The organism is Streptomyces inhibens (assembly GCF_022221585.1).
GTDB lineage: Bacteria > Actinomycetota > Actinomycetes > Streptomycetales > Streptomycetaceae > Streptomyces > Streptomyces inhibens.
On sequence record NZ_CP084681.1, the window covers coordinates 7,406,622 to 7,425,266 of the forward strand.

An 18,645-nucleotide genomic window follows, 5' to 3' on the forward strand; every position below is an offset into this window, starting at 1 on the left:
CATGGACACCGCCGTCATCGCCGGGGGCAGCGTCGCGGGCCTGGCCACCGCCCTCGCACTCGCGGAGGCCGGGTACCGGGTCCGGGTCCTGGAGCGGGCCGCCCCGCCGCCCGAGGGCCCGGCCGGGAGCGCGGTGGCGGGCTGGCGCCGCCCCACCGTCCCGCAGTCGCACCATTCGCACACCCTGACCTCATTGGGCGTACGGGTACTGCGCGAGCGGGCGCCGCAGGTCCTGCACGCCGCCCTGGAAGCGGGCGGCACCCTGCTAGACCTGACCACCGCGGCGCCACGGGCGGACGGCGGCTTCTCCCGGGAGCCGGCCGACGCCGAGCTGGCGGCCCTGGCGATCCGCCGCTCGGTCCTCGATCTGGTGCTGTACCGCGTCGTCCGCGCCGACCCGCGGATCGAGATCAGCCACGGGGTGACGGTGCGTCATCTCGTCCTGGACGGCAGCCGGCGGCGCGTCCGCGGCGTGGTGGACGCCGGCGGCCGGCACCTGGCGGCCGATGTCGTCGTGGACGCCGGCGGCCGCAGGGGGCTCGCCCGGTCCTGGCTCGCGGACGCCGGGGTCCCGGTCGCCGAGGACCTCAGCTCTCCTTCCGGCCTGCGCGGCTTCAGCCGTTTCTACCGGCTGACCGGCACGGCCGCACCCGCCCCGCTCAACCGGGGCAATGCCGCGGGCGGCGTCTGGGACCACTACGCGGGCGTTCTGCACCCCGGTGACAACCACACCTTCGCCATCGCGCTCGCGGTGCTGCCTGACGACGCGACGATGACCGCGCTCCGGCACCCGGCGGGCTTCACCGTGGCAGCGAGCGCCAGCCCGTACGTGGCGCCGTGGGTCGCCGAGGGCGTGAGCGAGCCACTGGGCCCCGTGGAGGCGATCACCTGCCCGCCGAATGTGCTGCGCGGTGTCGCGACCCGCCGTCAGGAGCCGGTGGCCGGCCTGTTCTCCGTCGGCGACGCGGCCTGCGTCACCAACCCGCTCTTCGGCCGCGGCCTCTCGCTGGCGCTGACCCAGGCCTTTCAGCTGGCCGACATGCTCGGCGCCGCCCCTGCCGTGGACGAGACGCTGAGCGCCCAGGTGGCGGCCGCGGCCGAGGATCTCCTCCGGCCTTGGTACGAGCAGTCGGCGCAGGCCGACGCGGACCGTATCGCCGCCTGGTCGGCGGCAGTGGCCGGAGAGCCGCCGAGGCGGCCCGGCCCACGGGTGCCCGCGGGCCGGCCCTCGTTCCACGAGGTGGCGGCCGCGGCCTCCGCCGACGGGCACGTATGGCGGGGGCTGACGCGGATGCTGATGAGCCTGGAGACGCCGGCGAAGGTCTTCGGCGACACGCTGTTCCGCGAACGGGTGGCCTCCGCCCGCCCGCGCCCGGCACCGGCGGCCGCCCGTCCGCCGGCCCGCGACGCGCTGGCGGCCGCGGTCACCGCGGCGAAGGGAGCGGGGCGATGACCACGCGGCGACGGGTGCTGCTGGCACCGGTCACCATCACCCCGTCCAAACCGCTGACCCCCAGCCATCTCAAGGGACTGCTGTGGACGGATGTGATGTACCGAGCCACCGCCCACCTGGCCGAGGTCTCCTACCGCTACAGCCACACCACCTACGACCCGACGGAACAGACCCTCGGCTTCTGGGAGTACCTCGACCGCGCGGTGGGCCGGGCCGACTACTCCGGTCTGACGGAGGAGGAGATAGGGGAGCTGTATGTCGCCTACCGGGCCGAGCGGCGGCACCCGCCGGCCACGGCGCTGCGCCCGTACGCCGAAGCGGTGGAGCGGTACGGCTGGCGGCACCCGGCGGGGGAGCGGGTCCTGGAGATCTGGGCGTCCCACTACGCACGCCTGGGACTCCACGACCCCGGGCTGACGGAGCATCAGCCACCCGGGCTGAGCCTGGACGAGATGCTGGACCGGATCGGCGAACTCGGGATCTGTCTGGACCACCGGCCGGCCGGCGGCCCCGTCTACCTGGACCTGACCCGCCACGGACTGCCCCTGCGGCAGATCGTCACCCCGGACGGACAGCCCAACTATCTGGCCTGTGCGCTACGGGAACTGCTGCCGCTGGCCCCGCGCTTCGACGAGGTGGTCCTGCTCTACGACAAGGAGCTCGACCCGGACTACCAGCTGCTCGCCCGCGTCCTGGGCCGGCTCGGCCCGCAGGTGCGGCGCACACCCATCGGCAGGGTTCCCATCGACGGGCGGATCACCTCGGCCCGCCACGGAAACTGGCATGCGACCACGGCCGGTGCCCTGTTGCGCGCCTGCTCTCAGGAGCATGACGCCGCTGCCGTACGGCTCGGCATGCGGCTCTACTTCATCGCGACGCTGGGCCCGGGACAACAGCAGTCCTTCCGGCGCGATCTGCTGCACCAGTGCATGACGCGCGCCGAACGGCTGCTGAGCGCCGCCCGAGCGACGGAGCCGGAGACGGCCGGCATGCCCGCCGCCCTGGCCCGGCACCGGCGCGACCACGTCTATGTCGACCCCTACCGCCTCACCTCGTCCCTGCTAGGCAAGCGCCGCCCCACCCCGCCCCTCGACCTGATCTCCTCGGTGTTCCTATGACGCTGTCCGCGGATCGTCTGCTGTCCCTCGCTCTCGAACGGCTCCACACGGCCAGACCGGAGCTGAGGGCCCGCCGGGACCTTTCCAGCACGGAAGCCCTGCGCGCGTTCAGAGCCGAACTCACCGGGGACGCCCCGGGGGACGAGGCGGTGGCGGTGGTGGTCATCGGCACCCTCGACCTCTTCCAGTGGGTGCGCGAGACCTGTGTGTTCGCCTCTTCCCTGACACCCGAAGACGCACAGACCTGGCGCCGCTCCCTGACCCGGACCGTCTATCTGGCCGGCGCGCCCGACCGTCTCCAAGGCCGGTTCGCCTTCGACCATGTCGCGCCGGACGGGGCGACGGCCTGGCTCGGCCCGGCGCCCGCCGCCGCGTCGACCGGGCTGCGCCGCCTGCTCAAGAGCTTCGACGGACGACGGGTGGTGGCCGGACTGCCGGCCACCACCGTGGTGATCCCCCCTGGCCCGGAGCCGGGGCACCGGCCGCCCGTACACCGCGCCGTGCACCTCGCCACGGACGGCGTCACGCTCACCGACGCCCTTGTCCACCTCAACCACCTGCTCGCAGAAGCGGTCATGGACCGCCTGATCATTCCCGGCGACCGGCTCACCGTCCGCTGTGTACCCCAACTCGACGACTCCGCAGGGACGTTCGCCGCCCTCCGGATCGACACCGCCACCGACGCGCCCGACAGGCTGCACGCCTTCGCCGGGCTGACCCAGGAGATTCCCGATGCCGTCCCGCACCACCGCTGACCACGGACCCATCCGGTTCGGCTACCACGGCTCATCGACGCTCGTCCGGAGCCTGATCCGCGACGTGGGCTTCGATGACACCGGCTTTCTGCTGCGCGAGTACGACGTCATGGACCCCTTCCGGGCGCTGCGGGCGGGCGAACTGGACGTGATGTCCGTCAAGTTCCGGGTGGACGAGCCGGATCTCGCCGTCAGCCCGGTCCTTGCGTACGACGCCAGGGCGGCCGTGGTCGCCGCCGGGCACCCGCTCGCCGGCCGGGAGTCGGTGTCCATCGAGGAACTCGCCGACTACGAGGCGTTCGACCGGCCCGGGCGGATGCCCGCCTACGTCTGGGACGAGGTCGTACCGCCGCGCACCCCCTCCGGCCGGCCGATCCGACGCAGCCACCAGGTGTCGACCATTGCGGAGATGATGCGCCTGGTGGCCGGGTCCACCGCCGTCCATATCTCGCTGGCCTCGCTCGCGGAGGTGGCACCGCCCCAGGTGGCCATCGTACCGATCCACGATCTGCCCAGTGCTCCGGTCGCCGTGGCCTGGCGCCGTGCGGAGCCACTGACCGAGCGGGTGCGGGCCTTCGTCGAGAGCGTGCGGCGCGGGGACGGTGAGCGGTGACCGCCCGGAGGACCGAAACCGTCGTCCTGCTCCACGCGCTGTTCCTGGACTCGTCGATGTGGCAGTCCCAGCGCCGTGCCCTGGAGCGGCTCGGCCACTCCGTCCTCGCCTTCGACCAGCGGGGATTCGGAGGCACACCGCTCGGCACGGACGTCCCCGCACTGGACACGGTGGCCGACGACCTCGCCGCCGCCCTCGATGCCGAGGGGCACGACCGCGTCGTGCTCGTCGGCTCCTCGATGGGCGGGTATGTGGCGATGCGGTTCCTCCAGCGTCATCCGCACCGGGTGTGCGGCCTGGTGCTGTCCGCCACCCGGGCGTCCGCGGACTCCCCTGAGGAGGTGGCCCGGCGCGAGAGCTTCGCCCGTCTGATGGAGGACGAGCGGGTGCGGGACGGCCTCCTCGCACAAACCATGCCCCTGCTGCTCGGCGCCACGACCCGGGCCGACCGCCCCGAGCTGCTCGAACGGCTGCTGCGGGACGTGGCGCAGGGGCCGCCGGCAGCCGTGGCGTGGGCCCAACGGGCGATCGCGGCACGGCCGGACTCCTTCGCCGTGCTAGGGGCCACGACCGTGCCGGCGGTGGTGGTCGCCGGCACGGAGGATGAGCTGGTCCCGCTGGAGGAGGCGCGGCGGATGGCCGCGGCACTGCCCCAGGGGCAGCTGGTCACGGTGGCGGGGGCCGGCCACCTCCAGCCGCTGGAGGCTCCCGAGGTCTTCACCGGGGTGCTCACGCGGCTGCTGGACGACATCGACGAGCAGGAACGGGTGCCGGGAGGGCGCACATGCTGACGGACGACCACAAGGACTGGGGATACGCCTCCTCCACCGGACTGGGCTTCACCCACCAGGAGATCGTCGAGGCCCACTTCCGGGCGTGTGCCCCGCAGTACCGGGCGGCGCTCGATCGGGTGGGGATCCGGCCCGGCTGGCAGGTGCTGGACGCGGGCTGCGGCAGCGGCGCGTTCCTGCCCTGGCTGGCCGAACTGGTGGGGCCCACCGGCCGTCTCTCGGCCGTCGACCTGGCCGCGGAGAACGTCGGGCTGGTGACCGAACTGGCCCGCCGGGAGCGGCTGGAGGCCCCGCTGGAGGCCCGGCAGGGTGATGTGCTGCGCCTGCCGTACGAGGACAACTCCTTCGACGCCGTCTGGTGTGCCAACACCACCCAGTACCTCGGCGACCGCGAACTGGAGCTGGCTCTCGCGGAGTTCATCCGGGTCGTACGGCCGGGCGGTCTGGTCGCCGTCAAGGATCTCGACGCGGGTCTGATCACGGCACGGCCCGCCGACCCCTTCCTCTTCACGGACTTCTTCCGAAGGGCCGGCGGGTCCCCGGGGTACGCACACCAGTTGCTGCGCGCCCGCGATCTCTACCGCCGGCTGTCCGCCGCCGGGCTCGGCTCCGTACGGCAGCACACGCTGCTGATCGAGCACTATGCGCCCTTCGACGCCGCCGTCCAGCGGTTCTACGGGCTGGCATGTGCGCGGGTGGCGGAGCAGGCCCTGGCGATGGGCGGCACGGAACAGTGGCAGGCATTTACGGATCCGGAGGCACCGGACAATCCTCTCCGGGATCCGCAGGCGTATATCAGTGAGGGGAATGTCGTCGCGATAGGAACCGTGCCCGGCTGAGCCGCCCGGTCCGCGATGCGGCGGGCGGTACGTGGTCCCGTCGTAAGAAACGCCCCAGGGCTTTTCTTATGAGTGCTGCGGGACCGCGAGGGGGTATGTGTGCAGCGCTTCGCGGATGGACTTCAGCGCGGCGCGGGCGTATTCCTCGGGGACCCGGGAGGAGATGGCCAGACCGGTCGGCACCGGCCCCGGCGGCGGTGGGAGGGTGGGACGGACGGCTGTGGGCAGCCCCCACAGCTCGTCCGCGTTGGCGACCAGACAGGCGACTCCGAGACCGGCCTGGATGGCGGCCCGCAGACCGATCAGCTCGGATCCCTCGTAGCCGCGCTTCCACTTGACGCCGTTCTCCTCGAAGGCGGCCAGGGTCCGCCCGCGCAGGGTGCACGGCTCGGTGAACAGGACCAGGGGCAGCGGTGCGTCGCTGCCGACCGCCGGGCGTCCGAACCAGGCCATCTTCAGATGCCCGATCTCCTCGATCCGGTAGGCGGGGTCCGGCCACGGATTGATGAGCAGCGCCAGATCGAGACTGCCGGCGGTGATCTGCTCCGTGAGCGACTCGCTCAGTCCGGTCCGGATGGTCACCTGGGAATCGGGATCCACCCGCTTCAGGCCCCGCAGGATTTCCGGTAGTGCGTCACTGAATTGGTCGGATATGCCAAAGGTGATGCGTATACCGTCGCGTGGTGGTGTGAACCGCGCGACGGCCTCGTCATTGAGTCGCAGCATCTTGCGTGCATAACCGAGCAGCTCCGCCCCCGCGGGGCTGAGTCTCATGTTTCGGCCGGTTGTGGCGAAAACGGGCTGCTTGAGAAAAGATTCCAGACGGCGTATCTGTTGGCTTACGGCGGGCTGGGTGAGGTGCAAGGCCTCGGCCGCGCGACCGAACCCGCCCAGGTCGACAATTGTCGCCAGTGTTCTCAGCGTCCCGATCTGCAGGTCGTGATTCATCGTTCCCCCGTCTTCCCGTAAGGAGCCGGCTACCAACTCGGATACGTGCAACTACCATCAACTGATGGTCGATCAGCTGCGGTTTGTGATTGCACATGAGTCGATGAGTGCTACAGCTCGGGACTGTAAGCAGCCGCTGTGATCGGTGTCAACGGGTATAGGATGCGGGCCACTTCGGCTTGCACACGAGTGTGAGGTTAGGTTGTTCTGATGCCCAACGGGATGGAGGCGTGGTCGTGACCGATACGGGCAACACGGCAGGACGCACGCTGGCCGCCAAGTTGAATCATCTCTTCGAGACAGTGATTCCCGCAGGCCGCGGCCCCTACAGCACGGAGGAGGTCGCGCGCGCCATCACCACGGACGGCGTGTCGATCTCGGGCAGCTACATCTGGCTGCTGCGCAGAGGGCAACGGGACAACCCGACGTTGCGCCATCTTGAGGGTATGGCAAGATTTTTCGGAGTTCCGCCGGCCTACTTCTTCGACGACCAGGTGTCCGCGAAGGTCGACGCCGACCTCACGCTGCTCACCGCCCTTCGGGATTCGCAGGTGCAGCAGGTCGCACTCCGCACCGCCGGTCTCTCGCCGCAGACACTCAGCTCGATCAGTGAAGTGATCGAACGGGTGCGGGAGTTGGAGGGGCTCCCGCGTAGGCCTGCGGGCGAGGATTCCTAGCCACCACCATGCACGTCAGGTCTCTGATGTCGGCCAGACGTGAGCACCGACCGAACCAGGGGGCCAGTCAGTGAGTTCTCGGGCGGTGAACCGGCGCTGTCGAGCTCTGGTCCGCGATCTCGAAATCACCTCTCCATTGGATGTGCGGGCGCTGTGCGACCGTGTGGCACAGCACACGGGCCGTCCGATCCGGCTCGAATCGATTTCGCTCCCACCCGACGGCCCGTGCGGTCTGTGGGTCGCGGTCGGCGAGACGGACTACATCTTCTACGAGCAGGAAACCAGCCCGCTGCATCAGGAGCACATCATCGCCCATGAACTGGGCCATGTGCTGTGCGACCACCGCACCAGCGCCGTGGTGGGCGAGGAATCGTCACTGCTGATCCTGCCCAACCTGGACCCCCGGATGGTCCAACGGGTGCTCCAGCGCACGCAGTACAACAGCGTGGAGGAGCAGGAGGCCGAGGTCATCGCCTCATTGATCCTCCAGGAGGCGCACCGCAGAACCCGGGAGCCCACCTGGACGGTGCCCTCCGGATCCGCCGAGGTGATCCAGCGGCTGGACCGTTCGCTGCGGCACATCCCCAAAGGGGGCCGGTGAACGTCTATCTGCACCCGGTGTGTGCGGTGGTCGCCTGGCTGGCCTTTGGATACAAACTCAGCGCCTTACGGAAATCGCCACGCGACTACGCACTGATCGCGCTGTGCGGGGCGCTCATGTGCTCCGCCCTGAGCTTCACGGTGTCCCACCCCTACGTCTGGGGATATGTCGACCGGCTGTTCGGCTTCCCCAACAGCGCGGCCCTGGTGTCCATGGTGTGCGTCGTGCTGGTCCTGACGAACCAGCAGATCGTCCTCACCTTCTGGGCGCATCCGCCCGAACGTGCCTGGCGCAGAGCACGGCCCAGGGTGCTCGCCGCCGCCCTCGTACTGGCCGCGCTCATCACCCTCTTCGCGATGACGGCCCCGTCCGAGCCGCGCCCGAAAGACTTCTCGCTGTACTACGCCGGCCACCCGCTCTACGCCGTCTACCTCCTGATCTACCTCGTCTTCTACACCATCGGTGAAATCGAGACCGCACGCCTGAGCCAGCGCTACGCCAAGGTCTCGCACCGCCTGTGGCTGCGCAGGGGCCTGCGGCTGACGGCCGTGGGGGCATGGACGACCCTGGGCTTCAGCCTGATCAGGATCACCGACGTCATCCTCTCCCCGTACGCGGTGGACCTGCGGCCGCTGGAACCGGTCGCCTGGGTGTGCGGTGACGTCGGGGCGCTGCTGACCCATGTCGGCTGGACCCTCCCCGGCTGGGGCCCGACGCTGAACGCGCCGCGCCGCTGGCTGCGGGCCTGGCGCCAGTACCGTCGGCTGCGACCGTTGTGGAACGTCCTGCACGAACTTGCGCCGATGATCGAACTCACCGCCCCCGCGAACGGCTTCTGGAGCCGATTCCGGCCCTCCACCCTGGAGTTCAAGCTGTACCGCCAGGTCATCGAGATACGGGACGGTCAGCTCGCCCTGCGTTCGTACACCGATCCCGAGGCGGTCCGTACCGCGACGGAACTGGGCCGCAGGGCCGGGCTGACCGGCAAGGAACTCCAGGCGATCGAGGAGGCCGCCCAGCTGGCCTCCATGGTCAGATCCCGGGAACGCAATGTGCCGCCCTCGGCACACCCGGCGCCGCGGACCGTCACGGGCCCGCAGGGCGCCGACCTCACCGACGAGATCGACTGGCTGGTCAAGGTCGCGGAGACCATGAACTCTCCCTACGTCGCCGCCGGCGTCGAGGGAAGCACCACACATGACACCGATATGGCCCTTGGAGGGCGCGCGTGCGCACGATGCAAGACACCCTGCTCGCACTGAACGATTACTGGGCGGAGCAAGGGTGCCTGGTCGCCCAGCCGATGAACAGTGAGGTCGGCGCGGGAACGCTCAACCCCGCCACCTTCCTGCGTGTCCAGGGCCCCGAACCCTGGCGCGTGGCCTACCCCGAGCCGAGCGTCCGCCCCGACGACTCACGCTACGGCGAGAACCCGAACCGACTGCAGACCCACACCCAGTACCAGGTGATCCTCAAGCCCGAACCGGGCAACGCCCAGCAGCTGTATCTCGGCAGCCTGCGGGCCATCGGCATCGACATCGCCGCACACGACATCCGCTTCGTCGAGGACAACTGGGCCTCACCCGCCCTCGGCGCCTGGGGACTCGGCTGGGAGGTGTGGCTGGACGGGCTGGAGATCACCCAGTTCACCTACTTCCAGCAGGCCGGCGGCATCACGCTCGACCCGGTGTCCGTGGAGATCACCTACGGCCTGGAGCGCATCCTCATGGCGCTGCAGAACGTGAGCCACTTCAAGGACATCACCTACGCGCCCGGCGTCTCCTACGGAGAGATCTTCGGCCAGGCCGAGTACGAGATGAGCCGCTACTACCTCGACGACGCCGATGTGACGACGCAGCGCGCGCTGTTCGAGACCTACGCCGAAGAAGCCCGCCGCATGCTGGACGCCCGGCTGCCGGTCCCCGCGTACACCTATGTGCTCAAGTGCTCCCACACCTTCAACGTGCTCGACGCGCGCGGAGCCATCTCCACCACGGAGCGGGCCCGCGCCTTCGCCCGGATGCGGGCGCTCGCCCACGATGTCGCGGGCCTGTGGGCGGCGCGGCGCGAGGAGCTCGGTCACCCGCTCGGCCGGGCCGAGGCCGTACCCGCCGCACAGCCCGCGGCCGACGCCGGACAGCCGCCGGCCGGCCCCGCCACCCTCGCCTTCGAGATCGGCGTCGAGGAAATGCCCCCCGCCGAGGTGAGCCGCACGGCACAGGCCGTACGCGAGGCGCTCACCGAGAAGCTCGGTGACACCAGGCTCCCGCACGGCGCGATCAGCGTCGTCGCCTCCCCGCGCCGGGTGGTGGCGCTGGTGCACGAGGTGGCGGGCCAGGAGGCGGACCACGAGCGGACCGTACGCGGACCCCGGGTCGCCGCGGCCTTCGACAAGGACGGCAACGCCACCCAGGCCGCACTCGGGTTCGCGCGCAGCCAGGGCATCGAGGCGGATGAGCTGGCCCGCGCCGAGTTCGGGGGGCACGAGCATGTCGTGGTGACCCGCCAGGTGCGCGGCCGCACCGCGTTCGAGGTGCTCGCCGAGATCCTGCCGCAGATCGTGACCGGACTGCGCGCCGAGAAGAACATGCGCTGGAACGCCCCCGGCCTGGTCTTCACCCGCCCCATCAGGTGGATCCTGGCGCTGCTGGGCGACCGCGTCGTGCCCTTCTCGCTCGCCGGCCTCACGGCAGGGCGTACGACACATGTGCACCGCGACGCGCCGTCCCCCACGGTCGAGGTCCCCTCGGCCGACGGCTTCCTGGACCTTCTGACGGACCACGGCATCCTGGCCGACGCGGACGTACGACGCCGGCTCGTCGAGGACGGTGCGGTGCGGCTCGCCGCCGGAGCCGGTGGCACCGTCGACCTGGAGGAGCACCGCGACCTCGTCTCGGAGATCACCGATCTCGTCGAGCGTCCCGTCCCCCTCCTCGGCAGCTTCGACCCGGGCTATCTCCAGCTGCCGGCGCAGATCCTCACCACCGTCATGCGCAAGCACCAGCGCTACCTCCCGGTCCAGGACTCCGAGGGCACGCTGCTGCCGCACTTCATCGCCGTCGCCAACGGCAGCTGCGACGAAGCGGTCGTCCGCGCGGGCAACGAGGCCGTGCTGCGCGCGCGTTACGAGGACGCCGCGTTCTTCTGGCGCGCGGACCTGGCCACGCCGCTGACCGAGATGCGGGACAAGCTGACCCTGCTCACCTTCGAGGAGCGACTCGGCTCGATGGCCGACCGGGCCGGGCGTATCGCGGCCATCGCGGCGCGGCTGGCGCAGGCCGTCGAACTGGGCCCGGACGACCGGAGCACCCTGGACCGCGCATCCCGGCTCGCCAAATTCGACCTCGGCTCCCACATGGTCACCGAACTCTCCGGTCTCGCCGGTGTCATGGCCCGGGAGTACGCCGACCGCGCCGGCGAGGGCGAGGCCGTCGCCACCGCGCTGTTCGACATGGAGCTGCCGCGATTCGCCGGGGACGCGCTCCCCGCCACCCGCGCCGGCGCCCTGCTGGCCCTGGCGGACCGCTTCGACCTCCTGGCGGGCCTGTTCGCCATCGGCTCCGTCCCCACCGGAAGCTCGGACCCCTACGGCCTCCGCCGCTCCGCGCTGGGCGTGGTCAACATCCTGCGCAGCCGCCCCGAACTGGCGTCCCTCACCGTCGAGGACGGTCTGCGGATCGCGGCGGAGCACCAGCCGGTGACCTGCTCGACGGAGGCGCTGGCCGATGCGCGGCAGTTCGTACTGCGCCGCTTCGAGCAGCAACTCCTGGAAAGCGGCCACTCGGTGGCACAGGTGCGGGCGGTCCTGCCGCGCGGCGGCAGCCCCCTGCACACCGAGCAGACCCTCGCCGAACTCGACTCGCTGCTCGGCACCCCGCCGTTCACCGCTCTCATCGCGGCGCTGCAGCGCGTCCGGCGCATCCTTCCGCAGGACACGGAGCCCACGTGTGACCCGGCGCTGTTCGACAGCCCGGCGGAGCACGACCTCCACGCCGCGGTGCAAAAGCTCCGCAGCACGCTCGGCGACGACACCTCGCTGCTCCGTTTCGCGCGCGAGACCGGCGAACTCGTCACCGCGATCAACGCGTTCTTCGACCAGGTGATGGTGATGGCCGAGGACCCGGCCAAGCGCGCGAACCGCCTCGGTCTGCTCGCGCTCGTCCATTCCCCGGCGGCCCGCGTCCTGTCCTGGAGCGAGCTCGGCTGACCCCTGCCGAAGGCGGGGCCCCGCACACCGTGGCCCTGCCTTCGGCCGCGTCCGATACCCGGTGGTCCTCCCGCCGACAGGCAGCGACCGCGACCCGGAAGGGACAACCTTTGTTGCCGTTTCCGGAACGAGCTTGTGCAATGGGCGGCGTGCAGCACTCACCCGCCCTCACCCAAGTCCTCTCCGACGTCGGCCCCCGCCTCAAGCGCCTGCGCGCTCAGCGTGGTGTGACACTTGCGGCGCTCTCCGAGGCCACCGGTATCTCCAAGAGCACCCTGTCCCGTCTGGAGTCCGGTCAGCGCCGTCCCAGCCTGGAACTGCTGCTCCCCATCGCCCAGGCCCACCAGGTCCCGCTGGACGAACTGGTCGGCGCCCCCGAGGTCGGCGACCCCCGCATCCGGCTCACGCCCCAGCGCGTGAACGGCAACACCGTGCTGCCCCTGACCCGGCAGCCCGGCCCGCTGCAGACCTTCAAGATGGTCCTCCCGCACACCCGGAGCACACCGGAGCCCTGTACCCATGAGGGCTATGAGTGGCTCTACGTCCTCGCCGGACGCCTGCGTCTGGTCCTGGCCGATCACGATCTGGTCCTGGGCCCGGGCGAGGCCGCCGAGTTCGACACCCGGGTGCCGCACTGGTTCGGCAGCACCGGCGAGGGCCCCGTCGAACTCCTCAGCCTCTTCGGCCGCCAGGGCGAGCGCATGCACGTACGCGCCCGGCCCCGTGCCCGGTCCGCCGACGGGTGACATGCCGCTGACGGCGTAATGGGCGGGTTGGGCTGTTTGGCCGCGTCAGGCTGTGGCCCTCGGTCGCGGTCGTGTCAGGAGCCCGTGTGAACAGTTCGGGTGAGTCGATCTTTGAGCGGATCCGTCGTGGTCGCCGGCCGGGCCATGGCCGAACGGCCGGGCGGCCGGCGGCGATTGCGGACAACGGCGGCAGCGAGGTGACCCGCCCGCCGGCGTGGATGCGCTGGCTGCCGGCCGCCTACGTCGTGTTCGTGCTGCTGCTCGAAACCGTGACCCCCACGATGTGGGCGGTGAGCTTCCTGCTCATCGCGCTGCCGGTGATCGCCGCGTACACCCTCGGCCCCGTCGGCGTCGCCGCCGTCACGGTCTTCGCCGTCGTACTGGAAGGCGTCCTGGCCGGCACCCCGTGCTGCACCGGCCACAACATCCACCAACTGTGGGCGAACCACTATGTCGCCGCCTACATCGCCACCGGTCTGGTCGGCATCCTCGGCGTGGCGCTGGCCGCCCACCGCCGGCGCCAGGAACGCCACCTGGTACGCGCCAACTCGGTGGCCGAAGCCCTGATGCGGACCCTGCTGCGGCCGGTGCCGCACCGGGTCGGACAGGTACTCGCGGCCGGTCTCTACCGGTCCGGCGAGGTCGGCACCATGGTCGGCGGCGACCTCTACGACATCCGTGCCACCCCGGACGGTGAGCGCGCCATCATCGGCGACGTCCGCGGCAAGGGGCTCAAGGCCGTACGCACGGTCGCCGACATCCTCGGCAGTTTCCGCGAGGCCGTCTACGAACAGGGGGATCTGCTGGCCGTCGCCGCCCGTATGGAACGGCGGCTGGCCCGCGAGGCCGAAGAGCTGCCCGACGACGAGCTGTTCGCGACCGCCGCCCTGATCGAGTACGACGCCCCGGCCGGCCGGGTGACGATCGTCAACCATGGGCACATCGAGCCGGTCCTGATCTCCGACGGCGAGGTGACGGCCCTCACCGGACCACCCGCGCTCCCGCTCGGCCTGGGCACCCTGGCCGATGAGCCGCCCGTCGCCTACACCCACCGCTTCACCCACGGCGACGTCCTGCTGCTCTGCACCGACGGACTGATCGAGGCCCGCGACCGGACCGGCGCCTTCTACCCGCTTCTCGACCGCCTCAGCCACCGCTTCGCCGGCCGCCCCGCGCCCGGCCCCTGTGACGTCATCGACTTCCTCAACACCGACCTGCCCCGCCATACCCGCGTCTTCCATGACGATGTCGCCCTCCTGGCCATCGCACCGCTGAGACAGAAGTAAAAGTGTTACGATTATGTCGCCAGCTGGACTTGCAGCTGGATTTGTCGCAGCGGAGGAGCGCACGATGGCGATGACGACGTACGAGGACTCGCGAGCCGCACAGCTTCTGGGACGGCCGTTCACCCTCGGGGATCTGACCCTCAGGAACCGGATCGCCATGGCGCCGGTGACCCGGTGCTTCTCGCCGGGCGGGGTGCCTGGTGAGAACGTCGCCGCGTACTACGCGCGGCGGGCGGCCGGCGGGGCCGGGCTGATCGTCACCGAGGGCACCTTCATCGACCGCGCGGCCGCGGCGGCGTACCACGATGTGCCGCACTTCTACGGAGCGGACGCGCTGGCCGGCTGGGCCCGGGTCGTCGACGAGGTCCATCGCGCGGGCGGCCGCATCATGCCGCAGCTGTGGCACACGGGCATGTCGCGCGAGCCCGGGAGCCTGCCGGCCGGCGTCCCCGCCGAGGGCCCGTCCGGCGTGGGCCTCGACGGCCGTCCGTACGGCTCCGCGATGACGCCGCGGGACATCGACGAGGTGATCCGGGCCTTCGCCGAGGCGGCCGCCACCGCGGAGCGCATCGGCTTCGACGGCATCGAACTGCACGGCGCCCACGGCTACTTGATCGACAACTATCTGTGGGCGGCCACCAACCGGCGTACCGACGAATACGGTGGCGCCCCCGCCTCCCGGGCCCGCTTCGCCGCCGAGATCGTGGCCGCGGTGCGCGCCGCCGTCTCGCCCGGATTCCCGGTCGTCCTCCGCTTCTCGCAGTGGAAGACCGACTACTACCAGGCCCGGATAGCCGAGACCCCCGAGGAGCTGGAGCAGCTGCTCACCCCGCTCGCCGCGGCCGGCGTGGACGCCTTCCATGCCTCCACCCGCCGCTACTGGCTGCCCGAATTCGAGGGCAGTGAGCTGAACCTCGCCGGATGGGCCAAGAAGCTGACCGGCAAGGCCGTGATGACCGTGGGATCCATCGGCCTGGACAAGGAGTTCTCCGGCCCGCGGAGCCGTACTCAGCAGTCCGGCGTCGCCGGGATCGATCTGCTCCTGGACCGCCTGGAGCGCGACGAGTTCGACCTGGTCGCCGTCGCCCGCGCCCTCGTCGCCGACCCCAACTGGCCGGACAAGGCGCTGAGCGGCCGGCTGGACGAGGCGGTGCCGTACGACGCGGCGCGGCTCGGCAGCCTGGTCTGACTGCCACAGGGGAAAGAACCCAAATGATGTTACTTCTTATGGCGGATCTTGCATAACGGCAGGCGTCTCGTACGCCTGTGAAAAGATGGCCCGCCCGTAAGACGTCCAGGAGGTGTGATCGCGATGACCTGGCCCGCCAACGCCCGCTACCACCTGGACCCCGCGCCCGACGGGCTGGGCCTTGCCCAGGACCTGCTCAACACCGTCGCCGCGGGCACCCCTCGGAAGCCGGACCTCCTCGCCTCCCTGGAGGACGCGCAGGCGTGGGCGAACGAGGCGATCGCCCAGTGGTCGCAGGCCACCGGGCAACCCGCCCCTCAGGTGGAGCTGGACGCCGACGGGCTGGAGGAGCTCCGGGCCTTCCGCGATGCTCTGCACGAGGCGACCGCGACGGCGCAGGGCGCGACATCCGGGGCGGGGGTGGCCGCCGCACCGGTGGTGCACAGCGCCACCGCCGCGCTCCAGCTCGGCGAGGACGGACTCGTCCGCCTGGAGCCGCGCGGCACGGGGTGGCGGCGCCTGGTCTCGCTGATCCTCGCCGCCATCCTGGAAGGACAGCAGGCGGACACCCGCCGCCGCCTCAAGACCTGCCGCAACCCCCGCTGCCGGGTGGCCTTCTACGACCGCTCCCGTAACAACAGCGGGGTCTGGCACGACGTCAAGACCTGCGGCAACGCCGCCAATCTGCGCGCCTACCGCGCGCGTCAGCGCGTCCGGAACCCCTGAGGACGCCCGGCCCGTCGCCCGCCCGGCTCGCCACTCCCACCACCCCCACCACCCTTCACCGCAACATCGTCTCCACCAGGTCCGTCCCGATCCGCGCCGTTGCGTCCCGCTGTCTCACTCGCTCTGATGGGCGTCCCGCGCCGCGTCCACGAACCTCTCCAGCGCCGCCCAGAAGGGGCTGTAGGCGGCGTCGAAATCGGGCCGGCGATCGGAGTCGCCGGCCAGATCGGCCTTGACGGCCTCGTAGAAGGGGCCGGTCGCCTTCTGGAGGGCGAGCGCCGCGGCGGCGGCCGAGGGCGGGCCCTCCAGTTCGACCACCCGCGCGCAGCGACGGATCTTCGCGTACTCGGCGACCTCCCGGTCGTGCAGCGCACCGAGGGCGGCGGTACGGGCGTCGGAGCCGGGCAGCCGTAGCGCCGCGGAGATCTCCCAGTACAACTCGCCCATCCGGTGGGTCTGTTCGATCAGATCCAGATAGGCGGTGCGCCGGCTTTCGCGCAGCCGCTCGGCGCGCTGCGCACGCGCGCCGATCTCGGCCTGGATCCTGGCGGCCCGGGTGCTGCCGCGGCCGGTGACCCAACTGGCGAGCACGGCCGTGCCGCCGGTCACCGCCGCGATCGCCAGAGTCCATACAGTGCTGTCACCCACGTCGCCACGATACCGAGCCGCTGCGGCGCCCCGGCCACCGCTACGAGGGGAACTCGCCCGGCGGCACCTGACTCGTGGTCGCATTGCCGCCGATCACCTTGTTCAGGGTGAACTTCAGCACGGTGTACTGCGTTCCGCCGGACACCTGGACCGTCCGGAAGTTCGCCTTGTCGTCGAACTTCTCGAAGCTGCACCCACGGGTGAAGGACCGCTTGCCCGCGCTCCAGTCCTCACCGGTGGTGAAGTACACCGTGTACGAACCGCTGTTGACGCTGCGCACGGTCGCCTCGGAGCCCTTGCGTACATACACGGAGAACGCCGTCCGCTCGCCGCGGGTCAGCGTCACCACCGCATCGCTGCTGGTGCCGTTGTTGATCGTCAGCCGCCCCAGACCGCCCCGGCTGCCGTCGCGGACGAACGAGCCGTTGGCGAGCCGCCGGTGCTTGGCCTGCTCCGTACGCGGCAGCCGCAGCGAGGCGTCGTACCCGAGGGCGGTGAGCGTGCGACCGGCCTCCTTGACGCTCTTCGGGCCCTGGGCCGTCCCGAGTTCGACGCGCGGCGAGGTGGCGCAGCGGCCGCCGTCGCCGTGGGCGCTCTTGAGGTCCTGACCCAAGGCGCGTAGCGCGAGGGCGAGTTGGCTGTTGCCCGTGGTGGCGTTGTCCGGCGTACGGGCCGTCTCCAGGGCGTCCGCGGCGGCATCGGCCTTGGTGGCGGCGGCGTCCAGGGCCTTGTCCAGCGATCCGCCCTCGTCCGCCTTGTCGACCGCGCGCAGTGCGCTGTCGAGCGGGCCGAGGGCGCCGGTCAGCGCATGACGGTAGGCGTCGGGGTCGACGGTCGGGGTGGGGCTGGGGGAGGGCGCCGAAGCGGCCGCCGAGCTGCCGGCGCCGCCCGCGGGATCCTCGCCTCCGCCGTCCGACGAACAGGCCGCCAGCGGCAGGGCGAGGGTGAGGACCGCGGTGCCGAGGGCGGCGGCCCGGCGCGTAGGGCGGGTGGGTCGAGGTCGCTGCCGCCGGTCTCCGGTTGCGGCGCGCGCCGCGTCGTACGCCGATGTCCGGCCCGTCGCGCGCGCAGACGTGTACCTCATGATGAGTCCCCCGATTCCCCCGGTATCCCCCGACTTCCGGCAACTGCCGAAAGAACCAGGCTTCTCCCCCCACAGGAGACTGTCAAGGCCGTTGCCCCGGAGGGAAGTTGGGAGACAGACTCCCGGAATTTCGGCCTTCCGCACCGATGTGCCGGCCACCTGCGCGTAGGTAGAGTCCCCTGCCATGGCAGCGCTGAGTGATCTTCTCCCCCTGGCGGCCGTACGCCTGGACGTCCCGGCGGCGGACTGGCGCGAAGCGATCAGGGTGGCGGGCGGGCTGCTGGTGGAGACGGAAGCCACCACCGACGCGTACACGGCCGAGATGATCCGCAACGTCGAGGACAACGGGCCGTACCTCGTCATCGCACCCGGTTTCGCCCTGGCCCACGCCCGGCCCTCACCCGCCGTGCGCAGGACCGGGCTCTCCTGGGTCCGCCTGGAACAACCGGTGGAATTCGGCCATGAGGCGAATGACCCGGTGCATCTGGTGGTGGGGCTCGCCGCGCAGGACTCCGGCGCGCACACGGCGGCGATGGCCGCCCTCGCCGAACTGCTGGCCGACCCGGTGACGGCACGGGCCCTGCGGGACGCGGCCGGTCCGGAGGAGCTGCATACGGTGCTCGCCGGGCCGACGGGGGAGGGCGCGGAGCGGCCGCGCGGCGGGCCCGCCGTACACAAGATCCTTACCGTCTGCGGTAACGGCGTGGGCACCAGTCTGTTCCTCAAGAACACGCTGGAGCAGGTGCTCGACCGCTGGGGCTGGTCCCGCCATGTGACGGTGGAGGCGACCGACACCATCTCGGCCAAGGGCAAGGCGTCCGAGGCCGTCGCGATCCTCACCTCCCGGGAGATCGCCAGGACGCTGGGCGAGCTCGGCGTACCGGTGAAGGTCGTCGAGGACTTCACCAGCGGCTCGGAGGTCGACCGCGTACTCCGCGACACCTACGACGTCTGAGACGCCGAC

Annotated in this window: 18 protein-coding genes; 15 read left to right on the forward strand and 3 right to left on the reverse strand. The window is 71.1% G+C overall.

The window, feature by feature from the left end:
* Window position 1: 1 nt before the first annotated feature.
* The 6 genes from KI385_RS33335 to KI385_RS33360 are packed head-to-tail and all read left to right on the forward strand — an operon-like array spanning window position 2 to window position 5,569.
* Window positions 2-1,453 (forward strand): NAD(P)/FAD-dependent oxidoreductase, encoded by a 1,452-nt coding sequence (locus KI385_RS33335; RefSeq protein WP_238575769.1) that lies wholly within the window; start codon window positions 2-4, stop codon window positions 1,451-1,453.
* A complete protein-coding gene (locus KI385_RS33340; RefSeq protein WP_238575770.1) occupies window positions 1,450-2,571 on the forward strand; it encodes a hypothetical protein in 1,122 nt (373 codons plus the stop codon). The genes KI385_RS33335 and KI385_RS33340 overlap by 4 nt, the downstream gene beginning before the upstream one ends.
* Window positions 2,568-3,326 (forward strand): DUF6182 family protein, encoded by a 759-nt coding sequence (locus KI385_RS33345; protein ID WP_238575771.1) that lies wholly within the window; start codon window positions 2,568-2,570, stop codon window positions 3,324-3,326. The genes KI385_RS33340 and KI385_RS33345 overlap by 4 nt, the downstream gene beginning before the upstream one ends.
* Window positions 3,304-3,939, forward strand: coding sequence for a LysR substrate-binding domain-containing protein (locus tag KI385_RS33350; protein ID WP_238575772.1), 636 nt, complete (start codon window positions 3,304-3,306; stop codon window positions 3,937-3,939). The genes KI385_RS33345 and KI385_RS33350 overlap by 23 nt, the downstream gene beginning before the upstream one ends.
* Entirely contained in the window at window positions 3,936-4,730 is a 795-nt protein-coding gene (locus tag KI385_RS33355; protein ID WP_238575773.1) for an alpha/beta fold hydrolase, read from the forward strand. Before KI385_RS33350 ends, KI385_RS33355 begins: the two co-directional genes overlap by 4 nt.
* Window positions 4,724-5,569, forward strand: a complete 846-nt coding sequence (locus tag KI385_RS33360; RefSeq protein WP_238575774.1) for a class I SAM-dependent methyltransferase — start codon at window positions 4,724-4,726, stop codon at window positions 5,567-5,569. The genes KI385_RS33355 and KI385_RS33360 overlap by 7 nt, the downstream gene beginning before the upstream one ends.
* Window positions 5,570-5,635: 66 nt before the next feature.
* Here KI385_RS33360 and KI385_RS33365 read toward each other — a convergent pair whose 3' ends face one another.
* The gene (locus KI385_RS33365; RefSeq protein WP_238575775.1) at window positions 5,636-6,517 is read right to left on the reverse strand and encodes a LysR substrate-binding domain-containing protein; all 882 of its coding nucleotides are present in this window, start codon (window positions 6,515-6,517) and stop codon (window positions 5,636-5,638) included.
* 236 nt (window positions 6,518-6,753) lie between these two features.
* Here KI385_RS33365 and KI385_RS33370 point away from each other — a divergent pair, with 236 nt between their 5' ends.
* The 8 genes from KI385_RS33370 (at window position 6,754) to KI385_RS33405 (ending at window position 15,949) form a co-directional block, all read left to right on the forward strand.
* A complete protein-coding gene (locus tag KI385_RS33370) occupies window positions 6,754-7,194 on the forward strand; it encodes a helix-turn-helix domain-containing protein (protein ID WP_238575776.1) in 441 nt (146 codons plus the stop codon).
* Between the two features lie 163 nt (window positions 7,195-7,357).
* Window positions 7,358-7,795: a M48 family metalloprotease gene (locus KI385_RS33375; RefSeq protein WP_238575777.1), complete on the forward strand. Its 438-nt coding sequence runs from the start codon at window positions 7,358-7,360 to the stop codon at window positions 7,793-7,795.
* Window positions 7,792-9,057: an MAB_1171c family putative transporter gene (locus KI385_RS33380; protein ID WP_238575778.1), complete on the forward strand. Its 1,266-nt coding sequence runs from the start codon at window positions 7,792-7,794 to the stop codon at window positions 9,055-9,057. The genes KI385_RS33375 and KI385_RS33380 overlap by 4 nt, the downstream gene beginning before the upstream one ends.
* Window positions 9,033-12,002 carry a glycine--tRNA ligase gene (locus tag KI385_RS33385; RefSeq protein ID WP_238577964.1) on the forward strand — a complete coding sequence of 990 codons (2,970 nt, stop codon included), beginning with the start codon at window positions 9,033-9,035 and terminating at the stop codon, window positions 12,000-12,002. The genes KI385_RS33380 and KI385_RS33385 overlap by 25 nt, the downstream gene beginning before the upstream one ends.
* Window positions 12,003-12,142: 140 nt before the next feature.
* Window positions 12,143-12,748, forward strand: a complete 606-nt coding sequence (locus KI385_RS33390) for a helix-turn-helix domain-containing protein (RefSeq protein WP_238575779.1) — start codon at window positions 12,143-12,145, stop codon at window positions 12,746-12,748.
* A gap of 86 nt (window positions 12,749-12,834) precedes the next feature.
* A complete protein-coding gene (locus tag KI385_RS33395) occupies window positions 12,835-14,034 on the forward strand; it encodes a PP2C family protein-serine/threonine phosphatase (protein WP_238575780.1) in 1,200 nt (399 codons plus the stop codon).
* Between the two features lie 64 nt (window positions 14,035-14,098).
* Entirely contained in the window at window positions 14,099-15,223 is a 1,125-nt protein-coding gene (locus tag KI385_RS33400) for an NADH:flavin oxidoreductase (protein ID WP_238575781.1), read from the forward strand.
* Between the two features lie 123 nt (window positions 15,224-15,346).
* On the forward strand, window positions 15,347-15,949 hold the full coding sequence (locus KI385_RS33405) for a CGNR zinc finger domain-containing protein (RefSeq protein WP_238575782.1): 603 nt from the start codon (window positions 15,347-15,349) through the stop codon (window positions 15,947-15,949).
* A gap of 114 nt (window positions 15,950-16,063) precedes the next feature.
* Here the strand turns inward: KI385_RS33405 and KI385_RS33410 are convergent, their stop codons facing one another.
* Window positions 16,064-16,597, reverse strand: a complete 534-nt coding sequence (locus tag KI385_RS33410) for a hypothetical protein (protein ID WP_238575783.1) — start codon at window positions 16,595-16,597, stop codon at window positions 16,064-16,066.
* A gap of 40 nt (window positions 16,598-16,637) precedes the next feature.
* Window positions 16,638-17,681, reverse strand: a complete 1,044-nt coding sequence (locus KI385_RS33415; RefSeq protein ID WP_238575784.1) for a hypothetical protein — start codon at window positions 17,679-17,681, stop codon at window positions 16,638-16,640.
* Window positions 17,682-17,865: 184 nt separating this feature from the next.
* On the opposite strand from KI385_RS33415, the gene KI385_RS33420 reads away from it, so the two are divergent.
* Entirely contained in the window at window positions 17,866-18,636 is a 771-nt protein-coding gene (locus KI385_RS33420) for a PTS sugar transporter subunit IIAB (RefSeq protein ID WP_238575785.1), read from the forward strand.
* The last annotated feature ends 9 nt before the right edge of the window (window positions 18,637-18,645 follow it).

Bases quoted from the DNA above. Each gene is read 5' to 3' on its own strand.
- KI385_RS33335 (WP_238575769.1), top strand. From the start codon at position 2: ATGGACACCGCCGTCATCGCCGGGGGCAGCGTCGCGGGCCTGGCCACC.
- KI385_RS33340 (WP_238575770.1), top strand. From the start codon at position 1,450: ATGACCACGCGGCGACGGGTGCTGCTGGCACCGGTCACCATCACCCCG.
- KI385_RS33345 (WP_238575771.1), top strand. From the start codon at position 2,568: ATGACGCTGTCCGCGGATCGTCTGCTGTCCCTCGCTCTCGAACGGCTC.
- KI385_RS33350 (WP_238575772.1), top strand. From the start codon at position 3,304: ATGCCGTCCCGCACCACCGCTGACCACGGACCCATCCGGTTCGGCTAC.
- KI385_RS33360 (WP_238575774.1), top strand. From the start codon at position 4,724: ATGCTGACGGACGACCACAAGGACTGGGGATACGCCTCCTCCACCGGA.
- KI385_RS33365 (WP_238575775.1), bottom strand. From the start codon at position 6,517: ATGAATCACGACCTGCAGATCGGGACGCTGAGAACACTGGCGACAATT.
- KI385_RS33385 (WP_238577964.1), top strand. From the start codon at position 9,033: ATGCAAGACACCCTGCTCGCACTGAACGATTACTGGGCGGAGCAAGGG.
- KI385_RS33390 (WP_238575779.1), top strand. From the start codon at position 12,143: ATGGGCGGCGTGCAGCACTCACCCGCCCTCACCCAAGTCCTCTCCGAC.
- KI385_RS33400 (WP_238575781.1), top strand. From the start codon at position 14,099: ATGGCGATGACGACGTACGAGGACTCGCGAGCCGCACAGCTTCTGGGA.
- KI385_RS33405 (WP_238575782.1), top strand. From the start codon at position 15,347: ATGACCTGGCCCGCCAACGCCCGCTACCACCTGGACCCCGCGCCCGAC.
- KI385_RS33415 (WP_238575784.1), bottom strand. From the start codon at position 17,681: ATGAGGTACACGTCTGCGCGCGCGACGGGCCGGACATCGGCGTACGAC.
- KI385_RS33420 (WP_238575785.1), top strand. From the start codon at position 17,866: ATGGCAGCGCTGAGTGATCTTCTCCCCCTGGCGGCCGTACGCCTGGAC.